General features: G+C 70.5%; 22 protein-coding genes. 11 read left to right on the top strand and 11 right to left on the bottom strand.

Annotated elements, in window-relative coordinates; all coding sequences use genetic code 11:
* Positions 1 to 4: 4 nt before the first annotated feature.
* Positions 5 to 1,168: an acyl-CoA dehydrogenase family protein gene (locus ASF44_RS06355; RefSeq protein WP_056898367.1), complete on the top strand. Its 1,164-nt coding sequence runs from the start codon at positions 5 to 7 to the stop codon at positions 1,166 to 1,168.
* Here the strand turns inward: ASF44_RS06355 and ASF44_RS06350 are convergent.
* A complete protein-coding gene (locus ASF44_RS06350; RefSeq protein ID WP_056898366.1) occupies positions 1,128 to 2,978 on the bottom strand; it encodes a hybrid sensor histidine kinase/response regulator in 1,851 nt (616 codons plus the stop codon). The genes ASF44_RS06355 and ASF44_RS06350 overlap by 41 nt on opposite strands.
* 87 nt (positions 2,979 to 3,065) lie before the next feature.
* Here ASF44_RS06350 and ASF44_RS06345 point away from each other — a divergent pair, with 87 nt between their 5' ends.
* Positions 3,066 to 3,971: a LysR family transcriptional regulator gene (locus ASF44_RS06345; protein WP_056898365.1), complete on the top strand. Its 906-nt coding sequence runs from the start codon at positions 3,066 to 3,068 to the stop codon at positions 3,969 to 3,971.
* Here the strand turns inward: ASF44_RS06345 and ASF44_RS06340 are convergent.
* Positions 3,949 to 4,848, bottom strand: coding sequence for a DMT family transporter (locus ASF44_RS06340; protein ID WP_056898451.1), 900 nt, complete (start codon positions 4,846 to 4,848; stop codon positions 3,949 to 3,951). The two genes, ASF44_RS06345 and ASF44_RS06340, sit on opposite strands and share 23 nt — an antisense overlap.
* A 96-nt stretch (positions 4,849 to 4,944) precedes the next feature.
* Between ASF44_RS06340 and ASF44_RS06335 the strand changes: the two genes are divergently transcribed.
* A complete protein-coding gene (locus ASF44_RS06335) occupies positions 4,945 to 5,763 on the top strand; it encodes an outer envelope protein (protein WP_056898364.1) in 819 nt (272 codons plus the stop codon).
* 33 nt (positions 5,764 to 5,796) lie between these two features.
* On the opposite strand, the gene ASF44_RS06330 is transcribed toward ASF44_RS06335, so the two are convergent.
* On the bottom strand, positions 5,797 to 6,687 hold the full coding sequence (locus ASF44_RS06330; protein WP_056898363.1) for a 23S rRNA (adenine(2030)-N(6))-methyltransferase RlmJ: 891 nt from the start codon (positions 6,685 to 6,687) through the stop codon (positions 5,797 to 5,799).
* Between the two features lie 86 nt (positions 6,688 to 6,773).
* On the opposite strand from ASF44_RS06330, the gene ASF44_RS06325 reads away from it, so the two are divergent.
* From ASF44_RS06325 to ASF44_RS06305, 5 genes are all read left to right on the top strand, one after another.
* Positions 6,774 to 8,396, top strand: a complete 1,623-nt coding sequence (locus ASF44_RS06325; protein WP_082524564.1) for a serine/threonine-protein kinase — start codon at positions 6,774 to 6,776, stop codon at positions 8,394 to 8,396.
* Positions 8,397 to 8,636: 240 nt separating this feature from the next.
* Positions 8,637 to 9,065, top strand: coding sequence for a 50S ribosomal protein L13 (gene rplM, locus ASF44_RS06320; RefSeq protein WP_056898361.1), 429 nt, complete (start codon positions 8,637 to 8,639; stop codon positions 9,063 to 9,065).
* A gap of 11 nt (positions 9,066 to 9,076) precedes the next feature.
* A complete protein-coding gene (gene rpsI, locus ASF44_RS06315) occupies positions 9,077 to 9,469 on the top strand; it encodes a 30S ribosomal protein S9 (protein ID WP_056898360.1) in 393 nt (130 codons plus the stop codon).
* A gap of 151 nt (positions 9,470 to 9,620) precedes the next feature.
* A complete protein-coding gene (erpA, locus tag ASF44_RS06310; protein ID WP_056671977.1) occupies positions 9,621 to 9,983 on the top strand; it encodes an iron-sulfur cluster insertion protein ErpA in 363 nt (120 codons plus the stop codon).
* A 73-nt stretch (positions 9,984 to 10,056) separates the two neighbouring features.
* Positions 10,057 to 10,557: a GFA family protein gene (locus tag ASF44_RS06305; RefSeq protein ID WP_056898359.1), complete on the top strand. Its 501-nt coding sequence runs from the start codon at positions 10,057 to 10,059 to the stop codon at positions 10,555 to 10,557.
* Here the strand turns inward: ASF44_RS06305 and ASF44_RS06300 are convergent.
* Positions 10,554 to 11,432, bottom strand: a complete 879-nt coding sequence (locus ASF44_RS06300) for a DMT family transporter (protein ID WP_056898358.1) — start codon at positions 11,430 to 11,432, stop codon at positions 10,554 to 10,556. The two genes, ASF44_RS06305 and ASF44_RS06300, sit on opposite strands and share 4 nt — an antisense overlap.
* Before the next feature lie 113 nt (positions 11,433 to 11,545).
* Here ASF44_RS06300 and ASF44_RS06295 point away from each other — a divergent pair, with 113 nt between their 5' ends.
* The 3 genes from ASF44_RS06295 (at position 11,546) to ASF44_RS06285 (ending at position 14,229) form a co-directional block, all read left to right on the top strand.
* Positions 11,546 to 12,529: a diacylglycerol kinase family protein gene (locus tag ASF44_RS06295; RefSeq protein WP_056898357.1), complete on the top strand. Its 984-nt coding sequence runs from the start codon at positions 11,546 to 11,548 to the stop codon at positions 12,527 to 12,529.
* Between the two features lie 76 nt (positions 12,530 to 12,605).
* Positions 12,606 to 13,415, top strand: a complete 810-nt coding sequence (locus ASF44_RS06290; protein ID WP_056898356.1) for a metallophosphoesterase — start codon at positions 12,606 to 12,608, stop codon at positions 13,413 to 13,415.
* Entirely contained in the window at positions 13,408 to 14,229 is an 822-nt protein-coding gene (locus ASF44_RS06285; RefSeq protein ID WP_235579147.1) for a phosphatase PAP2 family protein, read from the top strand. The genes ASF44_RS06290 and ASF44_RS06285 overlap by 8 nt, the downstream gene beginning before the upstream one ends.
* On the opposite strand, the gene ASF44_RS06280 is transcribed toward ASF44_RS06285, so the two are convergent.
* From ASF44_RS06280 to cphA (ASF44_RS06250), 7 genes are all read right to left on the bottom strand, one after another.
* Positions 14,202 to 15,830 (bottom strand): MFS transporter, encoded by a 1,629-nt coding sequence (locus ASF44_RS06280; RefSeq protein ID WP_056898354.1) that lies wholly within the window; start codon positions 15,828 to 15,830, stop codon positions 14,202 to 14,204. The two genes, ASF44_RS06285 and ASF44_RS06280, sit on opposite strands and share 28 nt — an antisense overlap.
* Before the next feature lie 4 nt (positions 15,831 to 15,834).
* Positions 15,835 to 16,305 carry a CreA family protein gene (locus tag ASF44_RS06275; protein ID WP_056898353.1) on the bottom strand — a complete coding sequence of 157 codons (471 nt, stop codon included), beginning with the start codon at positions 16,303 to 16,305 and terminating at the stop codon, positions 15,835 to 15,837.
* Positions 16,306 to 16,309: 4 nt separating this feature from the next.
* The gene (gene minE, locus ASF44_RS06270; RefSeq protein ID WP_056671990.1) at positions 16,310 to 16,570 is read right to left on the bottom strand and encodes a cell division topological specificity factor MinE; all 261 of its coding nucleotides are present in this window, start codon (positions 16,568 to 16,570) and stop codon (positions 16,310 to 16,312) included.
* A 5-nt stretch (positions 16,571 to 16,575) separates the two neighbouring features.
* Positions 16,576 to 17,388 carry a septum site-determining protein MinD gene (gene minD / locus ASF44_RS06265; protein ID WP_056898352.1) on the bottom strand — a complete coding sequence of 271 codons (813 nt, stop codon included), beginning with the start codon at positions 17,386 to 17,388 and terminating at the stop codon, positions 16,576 to 16,578.
* Positions 17,389 to 17,419: 31 nt separating this feature from the next.
* A complete protein-coding gene (gene minC, locus ASF44_RS06260; RefSeq protein WP_056898351.1) occupies positions 17,420 to 18,187 on the bottom strand; it encodes a septum site-determining protein MinC in 768 nt (255 codons plus the stop codon).
* 79 nt (positions 18,188 to 18,266) lie between these two features.
* A complete protein-coding gene (cphA, locus tag ASF44_RS06255; protein WP_056898450.1) occupies positions 18,267 to 20,849 on the bottom strand; it encodes a cyanophycin synthetase in 2,583 nt (860 codons plus the stop codon).
* Between the two features lie 47 nt (positions 20,850 to 20,896).
* The gene (gene cphA, locus ASF44_RS06250) at positions 20,897 to 23,134 is read right to left on the bottom strand and encodes a cyanophycin synthetase (protein ID WP_235579146.1); all 2,238 of its coding nucleotides are present in this window, start codon (positions 23,132 to 23,134) and stop codon (positions 20,897 to 20,899) included.
* Positions 23,135 to 23,137: the final 3 nt, after the last annotated feature.

The raw sequence follows: 23,137 nt of genomic DNA, 5'->3' as shown, positions 1-23,137 counted from the left end.
TTCCATGGACTTCAACCTGAGCGAACAACAGCAGCAGATCGTCGATGCCGTGCAGCGCGTCTGCGCGCCCTTCGATGCCGACTATTGGCTGCGCCGCGACCGCGAGGGCGGCTTCCCCGACGACTTCCACCAGGCCATGGCGCAGGCCGGCTGGCTCGGCATCGCCATGCCCGAGGCCTATGGCGGGGCCGGCCTGGGCATCACCGAGGCGGCGCTCATGATGCACACCATCAGCGCCACGGGCGCAGGCCTCTCGGGCGCCTCGGCCGTGCACATGAACATCTTCGGCCTGCACCCGGCCGTGGTGTTCGGCAGCGACGTGCAGAAGCAGCGCTGGCTGCCGCCACTGATCGCCGGGCGCGACAAGGCCTGCTTCGGCGTGACCGAGCCCAACTCGGGCCTGAACACGCTGCGGCTGAAGACGCGCGCCGTGCGCCAGGGCGACCACTATGTCGTGACCGGCCAGAAGGTCTGGATCTCCACCGCCCAGGTGGCCAACAAGATCCTGCTGCTGGCGCGCACCACGCCCGTGGAGGAGGCCCGCGGCACCGAGGGCCTCAGCCTGTTCTACACCGACCTGGACCGCAGCACGGTGGAGGTGCGCGAGATCGAGAAGATGGGCCGCAAGGCGGTGGACTCCAACCAGGTCTTCATCGACGGACTGCGCATCCCGGTGGAGGACCGCATCGGCGAGGAGGGCAAGGGTTTCAGCTACATCCTGCACGGCCTGAACCCCGAGCGCATCCTGATCGCGGCCGAGGCCATCGGCCTGGGCCGCGCGGCACTGGCACGCGGCGCGCAGTACGCGCGCGAACGCGTGGTGTTCGACCGGCCCATCGGCCAGAACCAGGGCATCCAGCACCCGCTGGCCAAATCGTGGATGGAGCTGGAGGCCGCCCACCTCATGGTGCACAAGGCCGCCAGCCTGTACGACGCCCACCAGCCCTGCGGCGCCGAGGCCAATGCCGCCAAGTACCTGGGCGCCGAGGCCTGCTTCCACGCCTGCGAGAACGCCATCCTCACGCACGGCGGCATGGGCTACGCCAAGGAATACCACGTGGAGCGCTACATGCGCGAAGCCTGGATCCCGCGGCTGGCGCCGGTCAGCCCGCAGCTGATCCTGTGCTTCATCGCCGAGAAGGTGCTGGGGCTGCCGAAGTCGTATTGAGCTCTGCCAGCGCCTGCAGAAGCCGCTCTGGCTGCACCGGCTTGAACAGCACCGGCACGCCCGAGTCGTGCACGCGGTGCAGCCGCTCGGGCGCGGTCTCGCCCGTGATCAGCAGCAGCCGCGGCGTGCCGCCGGCGCGCGCGCGCAGGCGCAGCGCGGCGTCCAGGCCGTCGGCGCCGGCGGCCAGGCGGTAGTCGCACAGCAGCGCGTCGAAGGGCTGGCCGGCGGCGGCGGCCTGGTCCAGCCGCTGCAGGGCTTCGGGCTCGTCGCGCGCGGCCGCGGTGGCGATGCCCTCGCCATGCAGGAACGCGGCCAGCGCGTCGGTGATGTCGGCCTCGTCGTCCAGCAGCAGCACGTGGCGCGGCAGCGGACCGGCGGGGTGCAGGCGGGCCAGCGCCGCATCCGGGGCCGCATCCGGCGCTGCATCAGGGGCCACGTCTGGCGCCGCGTTTGGTGCCGCGTTCGGCGCAGGCAGGCCGGCCGGCGCGTCGGCCAGTGGCAGGCGCACGCGGAAACGGCTGCCGCGGCCCGGCTGCGAGTGCAGTTCGACGGGATGGTCCAGCAACAGCGACAGCCGGCGCACGATGGACAGGCCGATGCCCAGGCCCTGGGCCCGGTCGCGGCCCGGGTTGTGCACCTGGTAGAACTCCTGGAACACGCGTTGGTGGTGCTCGGGCGCGATGCCCACGCCGGTGTCGACCACGTCCAGCCAGGCCTCGGCGCTGCGTGCGCGCGCCACCACCAGCACGCCCCCGGCGGGCGTGTACTTGATGGCGTTCTCCACCAGGTTGGCCAGCAGGCGCTGCAGCAGCTGCGGATCGGTACGCACCCACAGCGGCGTGGTGCGCACGCGCAGCTGCAGGCCGCGCTCATCGGCCCGCGTGGCGGCAAGGGCCTGCACCGCCAGCAGCACGCCGCGCAGCGGCACGGCCTGGGGCTGCGCCTGCACCACGCCGGCGTCGAGCTGCGAGACGTCCAGCATCGTGTCCAGCGAGCCGCTCAGCGCGTTGACGGCACGCATCAGCCGCTGCGCATGCGGCTGGCTCGCGTGGCCCTGCAGCTCACGTTCGAGCACGACGCCGAACAGCGCGATGGCATGCAGCGGCTGGCGCAGGTCGTGGCTGGCGGCGGCGAAGAAGCGCGTCTTCTCCTCGCTGGCCTGCTGGGTGATCTGCACCTGGTGCGCCAGTGCGTCGGCCAGCGCCTCCTTCTCGAAGCGCGTGACCAATGCCGTCGTCAGCAACGTGTGCTGCGCATGCGCGAAATGCAGCGTGGCCCCCACGTGCAGCACGGCGCAGGTCGCCAGGAACAGGTGGATCGCGTCGCCGCGCCAGGCCAGTGCCGTGATCAGCCCCACCGTCATGGGCACGACGAAGGCCAGCACCGAGGGCCAGCGCGGCGCCACCGAGGGAACGCCGCCGCTGCACAGGCCCAGCATGGTCAGCATGAGCAGCGCCGTCAGCGGCATGCTGTCGGCCGGCAGGAACAGCCAGGGCGCCAGGCCCCAGGTGATGCTGTAGTACAGCAGTTCGCGCCAGTGGCGCCGGGCCCAGAAGGCGCTGCGCCCGGCCGCCTGCGGATCGCGGAAGTAGGCGTGGATCAGCGGGTAGCGCAGGATCTGCACGAAGTGCAGGCCGAGCCAGACGAGGATGCCGGCGTTGCGGGTCTGCCAGTACATGACGGCGCACAGGCCCCAGGCCAGCAGGGCATCGACGGCGGTGGATGCCGGCATGGTGGCATACAGCGCCGCCACCTGTTCGCGCAGCACGCGCGCATCGGTGCTGTCGGACGGTGGCGGTGGCGGTGGCATGGGGCGCCATGTTAGGGCGCCCCGGCGGCGGCCGCGCGGCGGGCCTGGCGGCCGGCGGGCGGACAGGCGCCATACTGCCGGCCCACCATGAAACTGCACCTGCTGCGCTACTTCGTCGTCCTCGCCGAGGAGCTGCACTTCGGCCGTGCCGCCCAGCGCCTGGCCATCACCCAGCCGCCGCTGAGCTCGGCCATCAAGGCCCTGGAAGAAGAGCTGGGTGTGCGCCTGCTCGAGCGCAACAGCAAGCAGGTGGCATTGACCTCGGCGGGCGCCGCCTACCTGGCCCATGCACGGCTGGTGCTCGAACGCCTTACCACGGCCCGCGAGGCGGCGCAGGCCGTGGCCGCCGGCATGCGCGGCCGGCTGGAACTGGGCATGACCGGCTCCATGGTCTACCGCGAGGTGCCGCGCATCGTCGAGACCTTCGGCGCGCGCCGGCCCGACATCGAGGTGAACCTGCGCGAGATGTCCTCGGCCGAGCAGCTCGAGGCCCTGCGCCACGGGCAGATGCACGCGGGCTTCCTGAACGCCCGCGCCTTTCCGGCCGCGCTGGCCAGCCTGCCGCTGGCCGACGACCGGCTGGTCTGCTGCCTGCCCGAGGCCCATCCGCTGGCGGGCGAGAAGAGCATCGACCTCAAGCGCCTGGCCGACGAGAACTTCGTGATGTTCGCGCGCGATGTCGCGCCGGCCAATTACGACAACGTGATCGCCGTGTTCAACCGTGCCGGCATCCACCCGCGCACGCGGCATGCGGCGCGCCAGTGGCTCACCGTGGTCGCCATGGTCTCGGCCGGCCTGGGCGTGGCGCTGGTGCCGGCCTCGCTGGCGCAGGCCGGCATGCGCGGTGCGCGGCTGGTGCCGGTGCGCGGCCTGGTGCCGTTGACGGTGGGCGCGCTGGCCTGGCGCAGGGAGGATGCGGGCCTGGCCGTGCTGTCCTCGTTCATCGACGTGGCGCGCGAGGTACTGTCGCTCAGCGCGGGCTCGCGCGGTTGACCAGGTAGATGCCGGCCAGCACCAGCGCCATGCCGGCCGCGTGGAAACCATGCAGGGGCTCGCGCAGGAACAGCCAGGCCAGGCCGGCGGCGTAGATCGGCCCCAGGTAGAGCACCACGGCCACGCGCGCCGCGCCGAGTTCGCGCTGCATCACGGCATAGGCCAGGTAAGCCGCGAAGCCCGGAACGGCGGCGGCCACCAGCGCCAGCACGAAGCCGCGACCGCTCAGCACCGGCGCCGCGGCCTGTGCCACCTCCCAGGCCGTGAAGGGCAGCAGCACCACCACGCCGGCCGCACTGATGGCCGCCAGCCGCGCCATCGGGGAGAGCGGGCTGGGCCAGCGCCGCAGCAGCACCGAGTAGAGCGTCCACGACAGCGTGGCCGCGAGGATCCACGCGTCGCCCGGCACCAGCGTGACGCCGGCCAGCGACGCCCACTGGCCCTTGAGGATGACGTGCACCACGCCGGCCAGCGCCAGCGCCACGCCTAGGGCCTGGACGCGGCCGAAGCGCTCCTTGAGCCACAGCGCGGAGACCAGTGCGATCAGCACCGGCGACAGCGCATAGATCAGCGCGATGTTGATGGCCGCCGTGGTGCGCGCACCGATGTACACCCAGGCGCCGCAGATCCACATGCCCAGTGCGCCCAGCACCAGGTAGCGGCGCCACTCGGCCGCCACGTGGCCGCGGTGGCGGTGCAGCTCGCGCCAGGTCGGGATGGCGAAGAGCAGCGCCGCCATGGCCCAGCGCAGCGTGGCCAGCAGGTGCGGCTCGATCACGCCCAGCGCGCTGCGCGCCACGAGGTAGTTGACGCCCCAGAACGCAGGCGTGACGAAGATCAAGGCCAGGGCCCATTGCCGGCGCGCTGTCGGGGTCATGGGCGGCGATGGTACGGCGGCCATGGTGGCGTTCGAGCGTTGGCTGGCACGCAGGTTGCTGATGCCTTCGCTCGAAAACACAACAGGGAGTCCCCCATGCACCGCAATCGAACCCTCCACATCGCGGCCGCGGCCGTTCTGGCCTGCGCCGCCTCAGGCGCCCAGGCCGCCGACTGGAGTGACACCTCCATGGGTGTGCGCTGGGGCACCAAGTTCGCCGAGCCCTACAACACCCAGGACATCGAGAAGACGATCGTCAACTTCACGCATGCCAGCGGCTACAAGTACGGCAGCAACTTCCTCAACGTCGACTTCCTGATGTCCGATGGCAAGGACAGCAATGCGCAGGAGATCTACGTGGTCTACCGCCACACGCTGGACCTGGGCAAGGTCACCGGCAAGTCGTTCGCGTTCGGCCCGGTCAAGGGCCTGGGCTTGACGGCGGGCTTCGACGTGAACACCAAGAACGACCCCAACTACGCTTCCAAGAAGCGCATGGTGGTGGCCGGCCCGACCTTCATGGTGGACGTGCCTGCCGGCTTCCTGAACGTCGGCGTGTACGCGCTGTGGGAGAGCAACAAGCCGGTCGGCGTGGCAGAGCGCTACTCGTACGACGTGCACCCCATGCTGAACCTGGCCTGGGGCATCCCGGTGGGCAACACCGGCCTGTCGTTCGAGGGCTTCCTCAACTACATCGGCGACAAGGGCCCCAACGAGTTCGGCGGACCGACCTCGCCCGAGACCAACCTGGACATGACGCTGTTCTACGACGTGTCGCCGCACATCGGCGCCAGCAAGAATTCGTTCCGCGTGGGCGTGGGCTACCAATACTGGCGCAACAAGTTCGGCAACCCGCACAGCGTGCCGGGCTCGCTGGCCAAGACGCCGATGGTCCGCGCCGACTACCACTTCTGATGCCACGGGCTGCGCACCGCGCGCAGCCTTCGCTCAGCCGCCCTGCGTCTCCAGCGTGTGGGTGGCGTTCTCGTCCTGCGCCAGCAGCTGCACCAGCAGCGGCAGCGCCTGCTCGAGCGCTGGCTTGAGCGTGTAGGGCGGGTTCACGATGAACACGCCGCTGCCCGGCAGGCCCGGGCGGCGTTCGCCCGCGGCCACCTGCTTGGCCGCCTTCACCGTCAGCGTGGCGTGCAGCCAGGGCTTGCCTGCCCGCGTGGCCACGCTCTTGAGCTTGCGCGGCAGGATGTGCGCCTCGTTGCGCGCGATGATCGGGTACCAGACCATGCTGCTGCCCGTCGGGAAGCGCTGCAGCGCCATGGTCTGCAGCTCGACCACGCGGCCGTAGTCGCTCTTGAGCTCGTAGCTCGGGTCGCACAACAACAGTGCGCGGCGCGAGGGCGGCGGCAGGAAGCGGCGCACGCCTTCGAAGCCATCCTCGCGAAACACCGCGACCTGGCGGCCGGCTTCCAGCTGCTCGGTGTTGGCCTGCAGCGTCTTGGCGTCCGTGGGGTGCATCTCGAACAGCTTGAGCCGGTCCTGCGGGCGCGCCAGCCGGTGCATCACGAAGGGTGAACCGGGGTAGATGCGGTGGCCGCCGCCCGGGTTGAAGCCGGCCAGCAGCTCCATGTAGTCGGTCAGCGCGGCGGGCCAGTCCTTGCGCTGGGCAGCGGGCAGCTGCAGCAGGCGCAGCACGCCGTCGGCGGCCTCGCCGCTGGTGGCGGCGTAGTCGCCGTCAAGCCGGTACAGCCCGGCGCCGGCGTGCGAGTCCAGCAGTGTCAGCGCGGTCTCCTTCTCGGCAAGATGGCGCAGGATGGCGACCAGGACCATGTGCTTGAGCACGTCGGCGTGGTTGCCCGCATGGAAGGCGTGGCGATAACTGAACATCGGCCAATGGTACCGGTGCCTTCTTCGATCCCTTGCCGGCGACGGCCGGTCAAGCGAGGCCCCTCTACACTGGCCGGCGTTTTCGCATGCCGTCGACGCCCCAGCCCGTGAACGCCGCCATCCGCCGTCCCTCCCAGGGTTTGCCGCCCGGAACGCGGCTGGGCGAGTTCGAGCTGCATGGCCTGCTCGGTGCGGGCGGCTTCGGCATGGTCTACCGCGCCTACGACCATTCGTTGCACCGCACGGTGGCGATCAAGGAGTACCTGCCGGGCGGCCTGGCCGACCGCGCCGGCCACGCGGTGACGCTGCGCACCGAGGCCGACGCGCGCCGGTTCCAGGCCGGCCTGCGCTCGTTCATGAACGAGGCCCGGCTGCTGGCGCAGTTCGACCACCCGTCGCTGGTCAAGGTGCTGCGTGTCTGGGAGCAGAACGGCACGGCCTACATGGCGATGCCGCTGTACCAGGGCATGACGCTCAAGGACGCCTGCGCGCAGATGCGCGCCCCGCCGCCCGAGCCCTGGCTGCGCAAGCTGCTGTGGTCGGTGCTGCAGGCGCTCGACCTGCTGCACCGGCGCGACACGGTGCACCGCGACATCTCGCCCGACAACATCTTCCTGCAGGACGTCGGCCCGCCCGTGCTGCTGGACCTCGGCGCGGCGCGGCAGGCACTCGGCCAGGACGAGCCGCAGCACACCGCCATCCTGAAGGTGAACTACGCGCCGATCGAGCAGTACGCCGATGCGCAGGGCATGCGCCAGGGTCCCTGGAGCGATGTCTATGCGCTGGCCGCCGTGGTGTACGGCTGCCTGGACCGGGCGCCGCCCTTGCCGGCGAGCGTGCGCGTGCTGCGCGACACGATGCGCCCGCCCGCCGAATTGGCCGATGCGCTGCACCTGGCCCATGGGTTGACCTACACGCCGGCGCTGGTCGAGGCGCTGACGGCGGCGCTGGCGCTCGATCCGGACCGGCGGCCGCGCGACCTGGCGGCGTTCGGCGCGCTGCTGCAGCTGCAGCCGGTGCCAGGCATGGAGCGCTTCGACTGGCGTGCCGAACTCGGCCCCGGCTGGCAGGCGCCGCGGCAGGCGATGGGCCAGGAGCACGCGCAGGAGCCCACGTCGGCGCAGACACAGGAAAGCGGGCCGCACAGCACCTTGGACAGCGCCACGGACTGGAGGGCACCCACGACTGCGGCCGGCCAGGCCGCCGCCGCGCTGACCACGCCACCGTCGGCGCCTGCCGGCAGGCGGGCCTGGTGGCCCAAGGCAGGCGTGGCCGCGCTGATCCTCGGCCTGCTGGCGGCCGTGGGCATCGTGGCGTCGCCAGGCGACCCACCCGCGGCTGCAGTGGCGACCGCACCGGCAACCGGTCGGGCCTCCGCTGTGGCGCCCATGCCGGCCAAGCCACCGGTGGCGGTCGAGACGCCGGTGGTGGGCACCTTGCCGCCAGCGGCTGTTCCGGTGCCGGTGGCGCCAGCGCCCACCCTGCAGGCCCCGCCGGCATCGGCCCCCCCGCCCGCTGGGGTGCGCCGCACACCGGCCCCGGCCACGCCGCGCACGCTGTCGGCCGCGCAGATCTGCCCCGACAGCAACTTCATCACGCGGCCCATGTGCCTGTTCCGCGCCTGCCAGCAAGCGGCCTATGCGGCCATGCCGGTATGTGTGGAGAACATGCGGCGCCTGCGCGAGAACGCCCGCCCTGACGGGCACTAGTTGTTGCCCGATCCAGTTTTGCCTATAATGCGCGGTTTCGCAGCGACTGGCTGGCTCCGCGGCGAAAGGGTATGAAGTACGGCACGAGTGCAGAGCGTGAGTGCTAAGCGCGAATGCAAAGTGCAAGTGCAAAGCGCAAGTGCAGAGTGCGACGACCCAACCCCACCTAAGAGGCTCCTTCAGAGAAGCACCGACCGTGGAAAAGAGCTGCCCAAACCCTATCTTTCTTAAGAGAGAAACATGACTACTTTCAGCGCAAAGCCCGCTGAGGTCGTGCATGAGTGGTTTGTGATTGACGCGACCGACAAGGTCCTCGGACGAGTAGCCAGCGAAGTTGCTCTCCGTTTGCGCGGCAAACACAAGGCCATCTACACGCCTCACGTCGACACCGGCGATTTCATCGTGATCGTCAACGCAGCCAAGCTGCGCGTGACCGGTGCCAAGACCCTGGACAAGGTGTACTACCGCCACTCCGGTTTCCCCGGTGGCATCACGGCAACCAACTTCCGCGACATGCAGGCCAAGCACCCTGGCCGCGCGCTGGAAAAGGCCGTCAAGGGCATGCTGCCCAAGGGCCCGCTGGGCTACGCCATGATCAAGAAGCTGAAGGTTTACGGCGGCGCGGAACATCCGCACACCGCCCAGCAGCCCAAAGCCCTGGAAATCTGAGGAGCCGCGCAATGATTGGTGATTGGAACAATGGCACCGGCCGTCGCAAATCCAGCGTCGCCCGTGTGTTCCTGAAAAAGGGCAGCGGCAACATCACGGTCAATGGCAAGGACATCAAGGCCTATTTCGGCCGCGAGACCTCCATCATGATCGCGAAGCAACCCCTGGTGCTGACCAACCATGTCGAGACCTTCGACATCCAGGTCAACGTGCACGGTGGCGGCGAATCCGGCCAGGCCGGCGCCACGCGCCACGGCATCACGCGCGCGCTGCTCGATTGGGACGCGACGCTCAAGCCCCAGCTCAGCGCTGCCGGCTTCGTGACCCGCGACGCCCGCGAGGTCGAGCGTAAGAAGGTCGGCCTGCACTCCGCACGCCGCCGCAAGCAGTTCTCCAAGCGCTGATCGCGCCCTGGCGAACCCGAGAAGAACCGCCCGCTGGGCGGTTTTTCTTTTTGTGAATGACCGCATCTGCAGCGCCGGCTTGTTACACGCGCGGCGCGCGGCACGGCCGATTGCATTAGCATCGACCGATTCTTTCTCCGGAGCACACCCCATGAGCGCAGTCGCCGAAAACATCGAAGTCATGCCCGATCCCATCGTGTTCACCGATGCGGCCGCGGCCAAGGTGGCCGACCTGATCGCCGAGGAAGGCAACCCAGAGCTCAAGCTGCGCGTGTTCGTGCAGGGCGGCGGCTGCTCGGGCTTCTCGTATGGCTTCACGTTCGACGAGATCAGCAACGAGGACGACACGACCATGACCAAGAACGGTGTGTCGCTGCTGATCGACGCCATGAGCTACCAGTACCTGGTCGGCGCCGAGATCGACTACAAGGAAGACCTGCAGGGCGCCCAGTTCGTGATCAAGAACCCGAACGCCACCACCACCTGCGGCTGCGGCTCGAGCTTCTCGGTCTGATCCCAGGCGCCGCACCCCGCTCCCTGTCTTGAACCGCCGGCCTTGCCCGGCGGTTTTGCATTGGAGGCCTGCCATGCAACTCGAAGGTTCCTGCCACTGCGGCAGCGTGACGTTTTCGGTGGAGTCGTCCTCGCCGGTGCCTTTCATGCGCTGCTATTGCTCCATCTGCCGCAAGACGGCTGGCGCCGGTGGCTATGCGGTCAACCTGGGCGCGGACGCCGGCACGCTCAAGGTGCGCGGCAAACGCCATCTGCGCAAGTACCAGGCGATCATGCGCGAAGAGGGGAAGCCGGACCGCCAGAGCAGCGGCCAGCGGCACTTCTGCGGCCGCTGCGGCAGCGCGCTGTGGCTGTGGGACCCCAACTGGCCCGAACTCGTGCACCCGCACGCCAGCGCCATCGACACGCCCCTGCCCGTGCCGCCCGAGAACGCGCACATCCTGCTGGACTCCAAGGCCAACTGGGTGGCGGTGGAGGGCAAGCGCGGCGACCCACGTTTCGAAAGCTACCCGGACTTCTCGCTGGCCGAATGGCATGAACGCCATGCCGCCAAGAAGAAAGGCAAGCGCGGCTAGCCGGCGCGGCGCGCGCGGCGCTCTTGCTGCACGAGGTACATCCCGCTGGCCACGACGATGGCCGCGCCCAGCAGTGTGGCCGCATCGGGCAGGGTGCGCCACAGCAGCCAGTCCAGCCCCACGGCCCAGGCCAGCGCAGCGTACTCGAAGGGCGCGACCACGGCGGCCTGGCCATGGCGGAAGGCCTCGGTGATGCACATCTGGCCGAGAAAGCCGGTCACGGCCAGCGCCGCGATGGTCCAGCCGTGTTCAGGCCGCAGCGGTACCCAGCCGCGCGCGGCGAGCGCGCCAGCGCCCACGGCCACCAGCAGCGTCATCCAGAACACCAGGCTGGCATTGGAGTCGGTGCGCGTGAGCACGCGCCCGGTGATGGCCGAGACCGCGTAGCAGCACGCCGCGGCCAGCACCGCCAGCGCGCCCCAGCTCAGCAGCGCGTCCTGGTCCGGCCGCAGCGCCACCAGCACGCCCAGCATGCCGGCCACCAGCGCCAGCCAGTGCGAAGGCCGCACGCGCTCCTTGAGCACCGGCACGGAGAGCAGCGCGATCAGGATGGGGCCGATGAAGAACAGCGTGTACGCCACGGCCATCGGCAGGCTTTGCAATCCGTAGGCGAACAGCGAGAGCATGGCCACGCCCAGCACGCCGCGCAACAGGTGCAGCGGCCAGCGCACCTGCAGCACCCGGCCGGCCTCGCCGCGCCACCACAGGTACAGGCACACCAGCGGCAGGCCGGCCATGCCGCGCAGTGCGGCCACCTGCACGGCGGGGTAGTGGGCGGCCAGCAGCTTCATGACCGCGTCCATCCAGGCAAAGAAACTGATCGCGGCCAGCATGGCCACGATGCCGCGGGTGTTGTCGTGGGAATGGAGGGCCATGTCGCAGGGGCTCGGGACGGCGCGATTGTGCCCGGCGCACCACAACCGTGCGTTGTGACGGGGCGGCGCTGTCCGACAGGCGCCGCCGCGGCGCACTGCTAAGCTGCCCGCCCGTGACACACCCTAGCCCCAACGACGCAGCCCGTCCCGATTTCGATGCCGACGGCCCCCTGGTCATCGTGCTCAATGCCGGCTCCGGCCGGGCCGATGCCGACACCGCGCAGCAGACCATCACCGGGGTGCTGGCGGCCGCCGGCCGTGCCCATGAAGTACTGCGCATCGAGCGTGGCATGGCCGTGGCAGAGGTGGCGGGCGAGGCCGTGCGCCGTGCGCGGGCGCAGCGCGGCGCCGTCGTCGCGGCCGGTGGCGACGGCACGCTCAACGCCGTGGCGCAGGCCGTGCTGCCGGCCGGACTGCCGTTCGGCGTGCTGCCGCAGGGCACCTTCAACTACTTCAGCCGCACCCACGGCATCACGTCGGACACCGAGCAGGCGACGCAAGCCTTGCTGCGTGCCCGTCCTGCGCCGGTGCAGGTGGGGCTGGTCAACGAGCGCCTCTTCCTGGTGAATGCCAGCGTGGGCCTGTATCCGCAGCTGCTGGAAGACCGCGAGGCCTACAAGCAGCGCTTCGGCCGCCGCCGCTGGGTGGCGGCCTGGTCGGCCCTGGTCACGCTGCTGCATGCGCACCGGCCGCTGCGGCTGCAGATCGAATGCCAGGGCGAACAACGCGCCGTGCGCACGTCCACGCTGTTCGTGGGCAACAACGGCCTGCAGCTGCAGCAGATCGGCGTGCCCGAGGCCGACCTGCTGGCCCAGGGCCATTTGGTGGCGCTGATGCTCAAGCCGGTGAGCACGTTCGGCATGCTGGGCCTGATGCTCCGAGGCGCCTTCGGCCGGCTCGGCGAGGCTGACGACGTGCTGCGCTTCGGCTTTGAGCGGCTCGGCATGCGGCCAGCCGCCCCGCGCCGCACGGCCCGCGTCAAGGTGGCGACGGACGGCGAAATCATCTGGCTGCGCGCGCCGCTCACGTTCCGTGTCTCGCCGCAACCGCTGTGGTTGCTGACGCCTGCGCCCGAAGACCGGGTGGAGCCCGCGTGAGCGCTGCGCCGGGCCGCCCCAGGCGAACGTGCGCCCGCTGGGGTGGACGACGGGCCGCCAGACGGAGGATGCACAAGTGAGCGTCCTGCTGCAGATCTCGGACACGCATTTCGGCACCGAGCGGGCCCCCGTGGCCGATGCGCTGGCGCTGCTGTCCGCGCAACTCGCGCCGGAGCTCGTGGTGCTGTCGGGCGACATCACGCAGCGCGCCACGGCCGGTCAATTCGCTGCCGCGCGCGCGTTCTGCCAGCGCCTGCAGGCGCCGGTGCTGGCCATCCCCGGCAACCATGACATCCCGCTGCTCAACCTGCCTGCGCGCTTGCTGTGGCCCTACGCGCGCCACTGCGCAGCCTTCGGCCCCGACCTGGAGCCCGTGCACGCCACGCCCGACTGGCTGGTGGTCTGCGTGAAGACCACCCGCCGCTGGCGCCACAAGCACGGCCAGGTGTCGCGCGAACAGATCGCGCGCGTGGCGGCACGGCTGCGCCAGGCAGAACCTGGCCAGTTGCGCGTGGTGGTGGTGCACCAGCCCGTGGCCGTGCCGACGCCGCGCGATGCCAACGACCTGCTGAGGGCGCACGAGGCCGCGGTGCACGCCTGGGCCGCCGCGGGTGCGGACGTGGTGGCCGGCGGCCACATCCACCTGCCCTACGTGCTGCCGCTGCACCAGGTGCACGCCGGCCTGGCGCGGCGCATGTGGTGCGTGCAGGCGGGCACCGCCGTGTCCGCGCGGCTGCGGCGCGAGGCCAACAACTCGGTCAACGTCTTGCGCCGTGGCGGCGGCGTGTCGCAGGTCGAGCGCTGGGATTTCGACGAGCCCTCCCAGCGTTTCACGTGCGTGGCCCGGCACGCGCTGGACCTGGACCGGGGAGCGCCCGGTGTCTGAGGACGCAGTGCGGGCCCAGGCCCTGGCTGAATGGCTGGGCCAGCATGCGCTGGCCGCGGCCGCGGGCGGATTGCTGGCCACGCTCGTGTGCGCCGGGCTGCTGTTCGCCGGGTTGCGCCACCTCCACCTGCACGCGCCGCGCGCATGGTTGCCGCCGGCGGCCTGGCTCGGCCTGTGGGTCGCCCTGGGTGGCGGCTTCATGCTGGCCACGGCCGCACTGTTCGCCGAAGCCATGGAGGCCATGGACGCCGATCAGGAGTGGGGCGTGTTCGACACCCGGTTGGCCGACGTGCTGGCGCAGCGCATGGCACCCGGTGCCCTGCGCGCGATCAGCCTGGCCACCCACCTGGGCGATCCGCTCACGCTCACCGCCTTGGCGGTGCTGGTGGGCGCTGCACTGCTGTGGCGCGGCCACCGCTGGCTGGCGCTGGGCTGGGTGGTGGCCTGCGCCGGCAATGGGGTGCTGAACCGCCTGTTCAAGCAGATCTTCGAGCGCGTGCGGCCGCTGCACGAGCACGGTTTCGCCATGGCCGACGGCTACAGCTTTCCGAGCGGCCACACCTCGGGTTCGGTGGTGGTCTACGGCATGCTGGCCTATCTGGGCGTGCGCCTGCTGCCGCCGCGCTGGCATCTGCCGGGCGTGCTGCTCGCCGCGGCGCTGGCATTCTGCATGGGCATCAGCCGTGTGCTGCTGCAGGTGCATTGGGCCAGCGACGTGGCGGCCGGATTCGCCTCGGGGCTGGCCTGGCTGGCGATCTGCATCGCCGCGATCGAACTGCGGCGGCGCTACGTGCGCGGCGTGTCGATCGCATAGCGCGTCACGCGCGGCGGCGCTTCTTCCAGGTGGAAGGCCAGCTTGCGCTCGCGCAGCGCGATGTCGGCCGCCGTCACGCGGTCGAAGCGGCGCAGATGCTCGGTCCACGACTCGTCGACGATCTGCTCGGTGTAGTGCCCCGGGTCGGTGATGTCGCGCAGCAGGTGCCATTGCAGCGCGCCCTGGGCCAGGCGGCTGCGCCGGCTGTCCTGCATCACGCGCTCGAAGTCGGCCGCACGCGCGGGGTCGATGCGGTAGTCGATGCTGACCAGCACATGGCCCGTGGCCGGCGGCTGCTCTGCCACAGGGACCTGCAGCGCATGCGAGGGCGTGAGGTCTTCCTCGATCTGCAGGTCGACCACGAAGCGCGTGGCCAGCCACATGGCCGTGCCGCCCGTCAGCGCCGCCACCAGCAGGCTCAGTTGCACGGTGCCGAGCGCCGCCACCTGGCCCCATAGGCCAGCGCCGAACGCGCTGGCGCCCATGATGGCCATCTGGTAGATCGACATGCCGCGCGCGCGCACCCAGTCTGGCAGCGCCAGCTGGGCCGAGACCGACAGCGAGTTGGCCGTGGCGATCCAGGCCATGCCCGCCACGAACATCGCCGGCACGGCCACCGCCACGTTGGACGCGAACGCCATCACCAGCGTGGCGCCCGACTGCAGCAGCGTGCCGTACAGCACCACCTGGTCGCGCGCCAGCAACTGGCGCAGCCGCGGCATCAGGAAGGCGGTGGCGATGGCCCCCATGCCCATCGAGGCCAGCAGCACCGTGAAGGTGGCGGCATCGCCACCCTGCAGGCCGCGCGCGACCAGCGGCAGCAGCGCGATCAGCGCCGTGGAATGGAAGAAGAACAGCGCGATGCGCAGCAGCACGGCCTTGAGCCGCGGCGACTGGCGCACGAACTGCACGCCCACGCGCATGGCGCTCCACAGGCGCTGGCGGCCCAGCGGATCGGGCTTGTGCTCGCGCTGCCAGCGCATCAGCATGAAGGCGGAGGCCAGCGACAGCACGGCGTTGAGCACGAACACCGCAGCGCTGCCGATGCTGGCGATCAGCGCGCCGGCCAGCAGCGGGCCGACGATGCGCGAGGCGTTCATCGTGATGCCGTTGAGCGCCAGCGCGGCCGGCAGCTGCGCGCGCGGGATCAGTTCGGGCACCACGGCCGAGTAGACCGGCCAGCGCATCGCCAGCCCGATGCCGTTGGCAAAGGTCAGCAACAGCAGCAGCGGTGGCGTGACCGTCTCCGTGAGCACGGTGGCGCACAGCAGCAGCGCCACGCCGGCCACCCAGAACTGCGTGGCGATGTAGAAGCGGCGCCGGTCCAGCATGTCGGCCAGCGCACCGCTGGGCAGGCCGAACAGGAACACCGGCAGCGTGGCGGCCGTCTGCACCAGCGCCACCCAGACCGGCGAGGTGGTCAGCGAGGTCATGAGCCAGGCCGCTGCCACGTCGTTCATCCACATGCAGATGTTGGACGCCAGCCAGACCAGCCACAGCATGCGGAACACCGGCCAACGCAGCGGGGCCAGCGTGGAGAGGTCTGCGTCGGGAGACGAGGCCTCGTCGGGTGTCAGGACCGAAGGGCGCTCTTCGGGCATCCGCTTACTTGACCGGCAGCGGCGTGGCGCGGTCGACCGGCACGGCGGTGATGGCGTTCTGCGGCGAGCCTTCGACGAGCCTGTCCGAGTAGGTGAGGTAGACCAGCGTGTGGCGCTCCGCATCGACCATGCGCACGATGCGCAGGCGCTTGAACAGCACCGACATGCGCTCGCTGAACACCTCTTCCTGGCGCGGCAGCGGCTGCGGCACGCTGATGGGGCCGACCTGGCGGCAGGCGATGGAGGCCTCGGCCTTGTCTTCGGCCAGGCCGACGGCGCCCTTGATGCCGCCGGTGCGCGCGCGGGAGACGTAGCAGGTCACGCCCTGCACGCGCGGGTCGTCGTAGGCATCGACCACGATCTTGTGGTTGGGCCCCAGCCACTGGAAGGCGGTGTCGACCTCGCCGACCTTCTGCGCATCGGCGCGCGTGCATGCCAGCACCAGTGCGGTGCTCAGGAACAGCCAGGCCCGCATGGCTTCAGCGCCCTTCGGGCAGTTCGATCTTGACTTCGAGGACTTCCAGCGTGTCCTGGCGCTCCAGGTTCACCTTGATGTGCTCCTGGTTCACCGCGACGTACTTGGAGATCACCGCGACCAGCTCGCGCTGCAGTTCCTGCAGCATGTCGGGCTTGAGCCCGCCGCGGCTGCCGCGCTCGTGCGCCAGGATGATCTGCAGCCGCTCCTTGGCGACGTTGGCGGTCTTCTTCTTCTCCCCGAGCAGAAAGGACAGAAAGGACATCGGCCTTACCTCCCGAACAGTCGCTTGAAGAAGCCGGGCTTCTCGGCGTCGACGAAGCGCATCGGCTTGTCCTCGCCGAGGAAGCGCGCGACCACGTCCTTGTAGGCCTCGGCCACGTCGGTGTCCTTGCCGTGGATCGCAGGCACGCCCTGGTTGGAGGCTTGCAGCACGGCCTCGGACTCGGGGATCACGCCGATCAGCGGGATGCGCAGGATGTCCTGGATGTCTTCCAGCGACAGCATGTGCCCGTCGGCCACGCGGCCCGGGTTGTAGCGCGTGATCAGCAGGTGTTCCTTGACCGGGTCGCCACCCTCGATGGCGCGCTTGGTCTTGGAGCCCAGCATGCCGAGGATGCGGTCGGAGTCGCGCACCGAGGAGACCTCGGGGTTGGTCACCACCAGCGCGTAGTCGGCGAAGTGCATGGCCATCAGCGCACCGGTCTCGATGCCGGCCGGCGAGTCGCAGACGATGTACTCGAAGCCCATCTCGGACAGGTCCTTGAGCACCTTCTCGACGCCGTCCTGCGTCAGCGCATCCTTGTCGCGCGTCTGCGAGGCGGCCAGCACGAACAGGTTCTCGCACTGCTTGTCCTTGATCAGCGCCTGGTTCAGGTTGGCCTCGTTGTGGATCACGTTGATCAGGTCGTACACCACGCGGCGTTCGCAGCCCATGATCAGGTCGAGGTTGCGCAGGCCGACGTCGAAGTCGATCACGACCGTCTTGTGTCCCTTCAACGCCAGGCCGGAGGAGAAACTGGCGCTGGTGGTGGTCTTGCCCACACCTCCCTTGCCGGAGGTGACCACGATGATCTTGCTCATGGAATGGAGGTCCTTTTTCTAAGGGATGGATTCAGATGGGGTCGAGCACCAGGCTCTCGCCGACCAGGCGCACCTGGGCGGGCTTGCCCAGCACGTCGGCGGGCAGCGCGACCTCGCTGGTGCGGTAGATGCCGGCAATGGAGATCAGCTGGGCCTCCATGCAGGTGCTGAAGATGCGGGCGTCGGTGTTGCCGCGCGCGCCGGCGATCGCCCGGCCGCGCAGCGGCGCGTACACGTGGATGTTGCCGTCGGCAATGATCTCGGCGCCGAAGTTGACGGCCTGCAGCACGATCAGGTCGCAGCCGCGCGCATAGATCTGCTGGCCCGAGCGCAGGGGCCGGTCGATCACCATGGTGCCATTCGCGGTGCTGGCCGGGTTGGCTGCGTCGGCAGGGGACGGGGCCGGGGCGGCGACCGGCGCCGCGACAGGTGCGGGTGCCTCGCCCGGCACCGCCACGGCGGACGATGAGATCTCGGGCAGATCCATCAGGCCGACGGCCGCGGCCGTCTCCTTGTGCGCCAGGCTGCCGCCATGGATGCCGAAGGGGCGCAGCCGGTAGTGCTTGAGCAGTGTCAGCAGCACCGAGAAGCTCAGCGGCGTGGGGTCCTGCGCGATCTGCGTCAGCACGATCACGGCCGGGTCTTCGTCGAAGAAATCGGGCGTTTCGCCGAAGCGGGCCTGCAGTTCCTGCGACAGCGTGGCGAGGTTCGGGGTCTTGAGCACCACCGTGATCAGCGGCAGGCTGGCGCTCTTCAAGTCGAAGCTGGCACGTGCGTGCCCTGCAGGTGCAGCGGACATGGGGGACGGTTTCGACAAATGGCGGATTTTAGCCTGCAGGTTTGGCCCGCAGGCTGCGCCGAAACCGTATCGAAACGCGTCAGGCCGGGACGGTCGCCGCTTCCTCGACGCAGCGCGCCAGATGGGCCAGCGCTTCCTCGACCTGGTCCACCAGCACCAGGCACAGGTCGCCCGGCTGCAACTGGGCCAGCGCGTGGTCGATGGCCTTGAACTCTCCGTGGATCTCCTCGACCTGGCGTGCGCGGCTGGCCTGGGCCAGGCCCTGGCGCAGCAGCGCCAGCACCTCGCCGTCGGCGCGGCCGCGCTGGCAGGCGTCCTGGTACAGGATGACGTGGTCGAAGGCGTTGCCCAGGATCGCGGTCTGCTCGCGGATGTCCTCGTCCCGCCGGTCGCCGGCACCGCTGATGACCACGCTGCGCCGGCGCGCCGGCATGGCGTCCACGGCGGCGACCAGGGCGCGCATGGCATCGGGGTTGTGGCCGTAGTCGGCGATCACGGTGGCGCCACGGTAGTCCATGACGTTGAAGCGCCCGGGTGCGTTGTCGGCATCGTTGGCGAAGCTGGCCAGCCCGCGGCGCACCGCGTCCCATGACAGGCCGGCGGCCCAGGCCGCGGCCACCGAGGCCATTGCGTTCTCGACCTGGAAGCCGATGGTGCCGCCGCGCGTGATGGGCACGTCGCGCAGCGCGATGGTCTCGCGCCAGGAGCCGACCGCCGCGACCAGGTGGTCGCCATCGACGTGCACGGTGCGCCGGCCCTGGGCGCGGTGCGTGGCCATGACCGGGTGGTGCCGGTCGGCGGCGAAGAAGATCACCTGGCCCGGGCAGGTGGCGGCCATGGCGGCCACGTTCGGGTCGGCGGCGTTGAGCACGGCGTAGCCGCTGGTGGCCACGTTCTGCACGATCACGCGCTTGAGCACGGCCAGGTCTTCCACCGTGGTGATGTAGTTCAGCCCCAGGTGGTCGCCGGCACCGATGTTGGTGACGACGGCCACCTGGCACTGGTCGTAGCCCAGGCCTTCGCGCAGCATGCCGCCGCGTGCGGTCTCGAACACGGCGGCATCGACGTCGGGGTGCATCAGCACGTTGCGCGCGCTGCGCGGGCCGCTGCAGTCGCCGCTGTCGATCTGGCGGCCTTCGACGTAGACGCCGTCGGTGTTGGTCATGCCCACGCGCAGGCCGGCGGCGGTGAACAGGTGCGCAATCAGGCGCGTGGTGGTGGTCTTGCCGTTGGTGCCGGTCACGGCCACCACCGGGATGCGGCCGTCCTCGCCGGCGCCATACAGCGTCTCGACGATGGCCTGGCCCACGTTGCGCGCCTTGCCGTACGAGGGCGACAGGTGCATGCGCAGGCCCGGCGCGGCGTTCACTTCGACGATGCCGCCGCGCTGCTGCTCCAGCGGCTTGAGCACCGTCTCGCTGACGAGGTCCACGCCGCAGATGTCCAGGCCCACCATCTGCGCGGCCGCCACGGCATGCGCGGCGATGGCCGGGTGCACGTCGTCGGTCACGTCGGTGGCGGTGCCGCCGGTGGACAGGTTGGCGTTGTTGCGCAGGATCACGCGCTGGCCCTTCTTGGGCACCGAGTCGGGCTCCAGGCCCTGCACGCCGAGCCGCGCGACGGCGATGTCGTCGAAGCGGATCTTGGTCAGCGCGGTGGCGTGGCCGTCGCCGCGCCGAGGGTCGGCGTTGACCATGTCCACGAGTTCGCGCACGGTGTGCTCGCCGTCGCCCGTCACCTGGGGCGGGTCGCGGCGCGAGGCGGCCACCAGCTTGTCGCCCACCACCAGCAGGCGGAAGTCGCTGCCCGGCAGGTACTGCTCGACCATCACCTCGCCGTATTCGGCCGCGGTGGCGAAGGCGCCTTCCAGGTGCGCGCGGTCGGTGATGTTGACCGTGACGCCCTTGCCCTGGTTGCCGTCCTGCGGCTTGACGACCACGGGCAGGCCGATCTGCTGGGCCACGGCCCAGGCCTCGTCGGCCGTGGCGACGGGGCGGCCATGCGGCACCGGCACGCCGGCGGCGTGCAGCAGCTTTTTGGTCAGGTCCTTGTCCTGCGCGATCGATTCGGACACGGCGCTGGTCGCGTCCAGCTCGGCTGCCTGGATGCGCCGCTGCTGCGAGCCCCAGCCGAACTGCACCATGGAGCCGCGAGTGAGCCGGCGGTAGGGGATGCCGCGCGCCACGGCGGCATCGACGATGCAGCCGGTGCTCGGGCCCAGGCGCTCGTCCTCGTCCAGCGCGCGCAGTTCGGCGATCGCCGCTTCGACGTCGAAGGCCTGGCCCTGCAGCGTGGCCTGGATCAGCGCCTCGGCCAATTCCAGGGCACGGCGGCCCACGGCCTCCTCGCTGTAGCCGACCACCACCTGGTAGATGCCTGGCTCCAGCGTGGCCGCGGTGCGGCTGAACGTGACGGGGCAGCCGGCCTGGGCCTGCAGTGCCAGCGCCGCGCTCTCCAGCACGTGGGCCAGCGCCACGGGCCCGGTGTTGGGCCCCGAGCGCAGCGTGCCGATGGTCGGGAAACGCGCGCGCACGGCAATCTCGAAGCCCGGCAGCTCGACGATGGAGCGCTCCGGCGGCGCGCAGGACACGATGGCCTCGAGCGCCGTGTGCCGGCTCCACAGGTTGGGGCCGCGCAGGGCCCGCACGCGAGAGATGTGCATGGTGTTGTCTCGTGCTTGCACGAAGCTGTTGTCGTCAGTGGAAGGCATCAGCGTGCGGCCAGGGTCCTGGCGTTACGGGTGGTCGATCCGGGATCGAGTTCGAAGGTCTTGAGGCCGGCCGAGATCAGGTCCGGCGAGATCTGCAGCGCCCAGGCCGCGGCCACGGCGGCCAGCACGCTGCACACGAGCTTGTCGTCGCGCATGTTCTTGCCGCGGCGTGCGTTGAGCTGGTGCATGCCCGACAGCGCCGTCACGCTGCTGCCCTGGGCCAGCACCAGCTGGCCCTGCTGCATCAGCACGGCCCGGCCGCCATTGGCACGGTGCGCCATGATGGCCGGCAGCTCGGCCTCCTTGCCGTACAGGATGACCTGCCCGTCGCACAGCGAAGCCAGCGCGGCGACGCGCGCATCGCTGGCGTTGAGCACCGCCACGCCGTCGGACAGCACCACGTCGACCTGGGTGCGCAGCACGCGGGCGAGCTGGTCGCTCTCCTGGATGTCGAACTCGCCCAGGGCGCTGGCGCCGCCCATGTCGGTCACGATGCCGACCTGGCAGCGGTCGTAGGCCAGGCCGTCGCGCAGGATCGAGGCCGGGCCGTTCTCCAGCACGGCCGCCTGGATCGCGCGGTTCATCAGCAGCCGGTGGCCCGAGTCCCAGGCAGCGCAGTCGCCGGCGTCCACGCGGCGGCTGTCCAGGAACAGCCCGTCGCTGCAGGCCAGGCCGACGCGGCGGCCCGACAGGTGCAGCAGCCAGGCCACCAGGCGCGCGATGGTGGCCGTGCCCAGGGTGCCGGCCACGCCGACGATGGGAATGCGGCCGTCCTCGTCCTCGTCGAACAGGTGGTCCACGATGGCCTGGCCGACGGGGCGCGGCGCGCCTTCCGCGGGCTTGAGGTGCATCAGCAGGCCGGGGCCGGCGTTGACCTCGACGATGGCCCCACGCTGGGCCTGCAGCGGCTTGCCGATGTCCTCGGCCACCAGGTCGATGCCAGCGATGTCCAGGCCGACCACGCGCGCGGCCAGTGCCGCGGCGTGCGCGACCTCGGGGTGCACCTCGTCCGTGCAGTCGATCGCCACGTTGCCGGTGCGCTGCACCAGCACGCGCCGGCCTTTGGCCGGTACCGATGCGCCGGTCAGGCCCTGGCGCTCCAGCAGCAGGCGCATCACGCCGTCTTTCTCCAGGTGAATGGTCTCCAGCGGGAACTCCTCGGCGTCGCCGCGGCGCGGGTCGCTGTTGAGCTGGCTGTCGATCAGCTGCGCCACGCTCTGGCGGCCGTCGCCCGTGATGGACAGGCTTTCGCCGCGGGCGGCGGCCACGACCTTGCCGCCGACCACCAGCACACGGTGCTCGTCGCCACGGATGAAGCGCTCGACCAGCACCTCGCTGCCTTCGGCGTCGGCCACGCCGAAGGCCTTCTCGATGTCGGCCTGCTCGGACAGGTCCAGGCTGACGCCGCGGCCGTGGTTGGCGTCCGATGGCTTGACGACCACGGGCAGGCCGATGTCCTGCGCGGCCTCCCAGGCCGCGGCCGGGCTGTCGACCACCCGGCCTTCGGGCACGGGCACGCCGCAGGACGCCAGCAGGCTCTTGGTCAGGTCCTTGTCGTGGGCGATGCCTTCGGCGATGGCGCTGGTGCGGTCGGTCTCGGCCGTCCAGATGCGGCGCTGCCGCGCGCCATGGCCCAGCTGCACCAGGTTGCCGTCGTTGAGCCGGATGTGCGGGATGCCGCGGTCGGCCGCGGCGGCCACGATGCAGGCCGTGCTCGGCCCCAGGTAGCAATCGTCCACCTTGGCGCGGATCTGCGCCACGGCCACGGGCACGGCGAAGGCTTCGCCATGGATCGCCGCGGCCAGCAGCCGGTGCCCGCAGGCCAGGGCGGTGCGCGCCACCTGTTCGTCGCGGGCGCGGAACACCATGCGGTAGACGCCGCGCTGCGAGGTACTGCGGGTTTGCCCGAAGCCGGTCGGCATGCCGGCCAGGTTCAGCAGCTCGATGACCACGTGCTCCAGCACATGGCCAGCCCACGTGCCCTCGACCAGGCGCTGCAGGAAGCCGCCACGCTCGCCCACGCCGCAATGGTGCTCGACCAGTGCCGGCAGCATGGCGACCAGGCGTTCGGTCAGGCCGGGGATCAGGTTGGACGGGAAGTCTTCCAGCTCGCCCAGGTCCAGCCAGACCTCCAGCGCCGAGCGGTAGGTCCAGATGTTGGGGCCGCGCAGGTAGCGGATGCGCAGCAGCTGGATGTCGGCCTCGCGCGACAGCGCGGCCGGGGTGCTTGTCGTCATGCG

Source organism: Pseudorhodoferax sp. Leaf274, assembly GCF_001422445.1.
GTDB lineage: Bacteria > Pseudomonadota > Gammaproteobacteria > Burkholderiales > Burkholderiaceae_C > Pseudorhodoferax.
The sequence above is the reverse complement of the archived record's forward strand: the minus strand, read 5'-3'. Positions and strand labels throughout refer to the sequence as shown.

What these genes read in the sequence shown, in the direction of transcription:
- ASF44_RS06355 (WP_056898367.1), top strand. Translation starts at nt 5, where the DNA reads ATGGACTTCAACCTGAGCGAACAACAGCAGCAGATCGTCGATGCCGTG.
- ASF44_RS06350 (WP_056898366.1), bottom strand. Translation starts at nt 2,978, where the DNA reads ATGCCACCGCCACCGCCACCGTCCGACAGCACCGATGCGCGCGTGCTG.
- ASF44_RS06345 (WP_056898365.1), top strand. Translation starts at nt 3,066, where the DNA reads ATGAAACTGCACCTGCTGCGCTACTTCGTCGTCCTCGCCGAGGAGCTG.
- ASF44_RS06340 (WP_056898451.1), bottom strand. Translation starts at nt 4,848, where the DNA reads ATGACCCCGACAGCGCGCCGGCAATGGGCCCTGGCCTTGATCTTCGTC.
- ASF44_RS06335 (WP_056898364.1), top strand. Translation starts at nt 4,945, where the DNA reads ATGCACCGCAATCGAACCCTCCACATCGCGGCCGCGGCCGTTCTGGCC.
- ASF44_RS06330 (WP_056898363.1), bottom strand. Translation starts at nt 6,687, where the DNA reads ATGTTCAGTTATCGCCACGCCTTCCATGCGGGCAACCACGCCGACGTG.
- ASF44_RS06325 (WP_082524564.1), top strand. Translation starts at nt 6,774, where the DNA reads ATGCCGTCGACGCCCCAGCCCGTGAACGCCGCCATCCGCCGTCCCTCC.
- rplM (WP_056898361.1), top strand. Translation starts at nt 8,637, where the DNA reads ATGACTACTTTCAGCGCAAAGCCCGCTGAGGTCGTGCATGAGTGGTTT.
- rpsI (WP_056898360.1), top strand. Translation starts at nt 9,077, where the DNA reads ATGATTGGTGATTGGAACAATGGCACCGGCCGTCGCAAATCCAGCGTC.
- erpA (WP_056671977.1), top strand. Translation starts at nt 9,621, where the DNA reads ATGAGCGCAGTCGCCGAAAACATCGAAGTCATGCCCGATCCCATCGTG.
- ASF44_RS06305 (WP_056898359.1), top strand. Translation starts at nt 10,057, where the DNA reads ATGCAACTCGAAGGTTCCTGCCACTGCGGCAGCGTGACGTTTTCGGTG.
- ASF44_RS06300 (WP_056898358.1), bottom strand. Translation starts at nt 11,432, where the DNA reads ATGGCCCTCCATTCCCACGACAACACCCGCGGCATCGTGGCCATGCTG.
- ASF44_RS06280 (WP_056898354.1), bottom strand. Translation starts at nt 15,830, where the DNA reads ATGCCCGAAGAGCGCCCTTCGGTCCTGACACCCGACGAGGCCTCGTCT.
- ASF44_RS06275 (WP_056898353.1), bottom strand. Translation starts at nt 16,305, where the DNA reads ATGCGGGCCTGGCTGTTCCTGAGCACCGCACTGGTGCTGGCATGCACG.
- minE (WP_056671990.1), bottom strand. Translation starts at nt 16,570, where the DNA reads ATGTCCTTTCTGTCCTTTCTGCTCGGGGAGAAGAAGAAGACCGCCAAC.
- minD (WP_056898352.1), bottom strand. Translation starts at nt 17,388, where the DNA reads ATGAGCAAGATCATCGTGGTCACCTCCGGCAAGGGAGGTGTGGGCAAG.
- minC (WP_056898351.1), bottom strand. Translation starts at nt 18,187, where the DNA reads ATGTCCGCTGCACCTGCAGGGCACGCACGTGCCAGCTTCGACTTGAAG.
- cphA (WP_056898450.1), bottom strand. Translation starts at nt 20,849, where the DNA reads ATGCACATCTCTCGCGTGCGGGCCCTGCGCGGCCCCAACCTGTGGAGC.
- cphA (WP_235579146.1), bottom strand. Translation starts at nt 23,134, where the DNA reads ATGACGACAAGCACCCCGGCCGCGCTGTCGCGCGAGGCCGACATCCAG.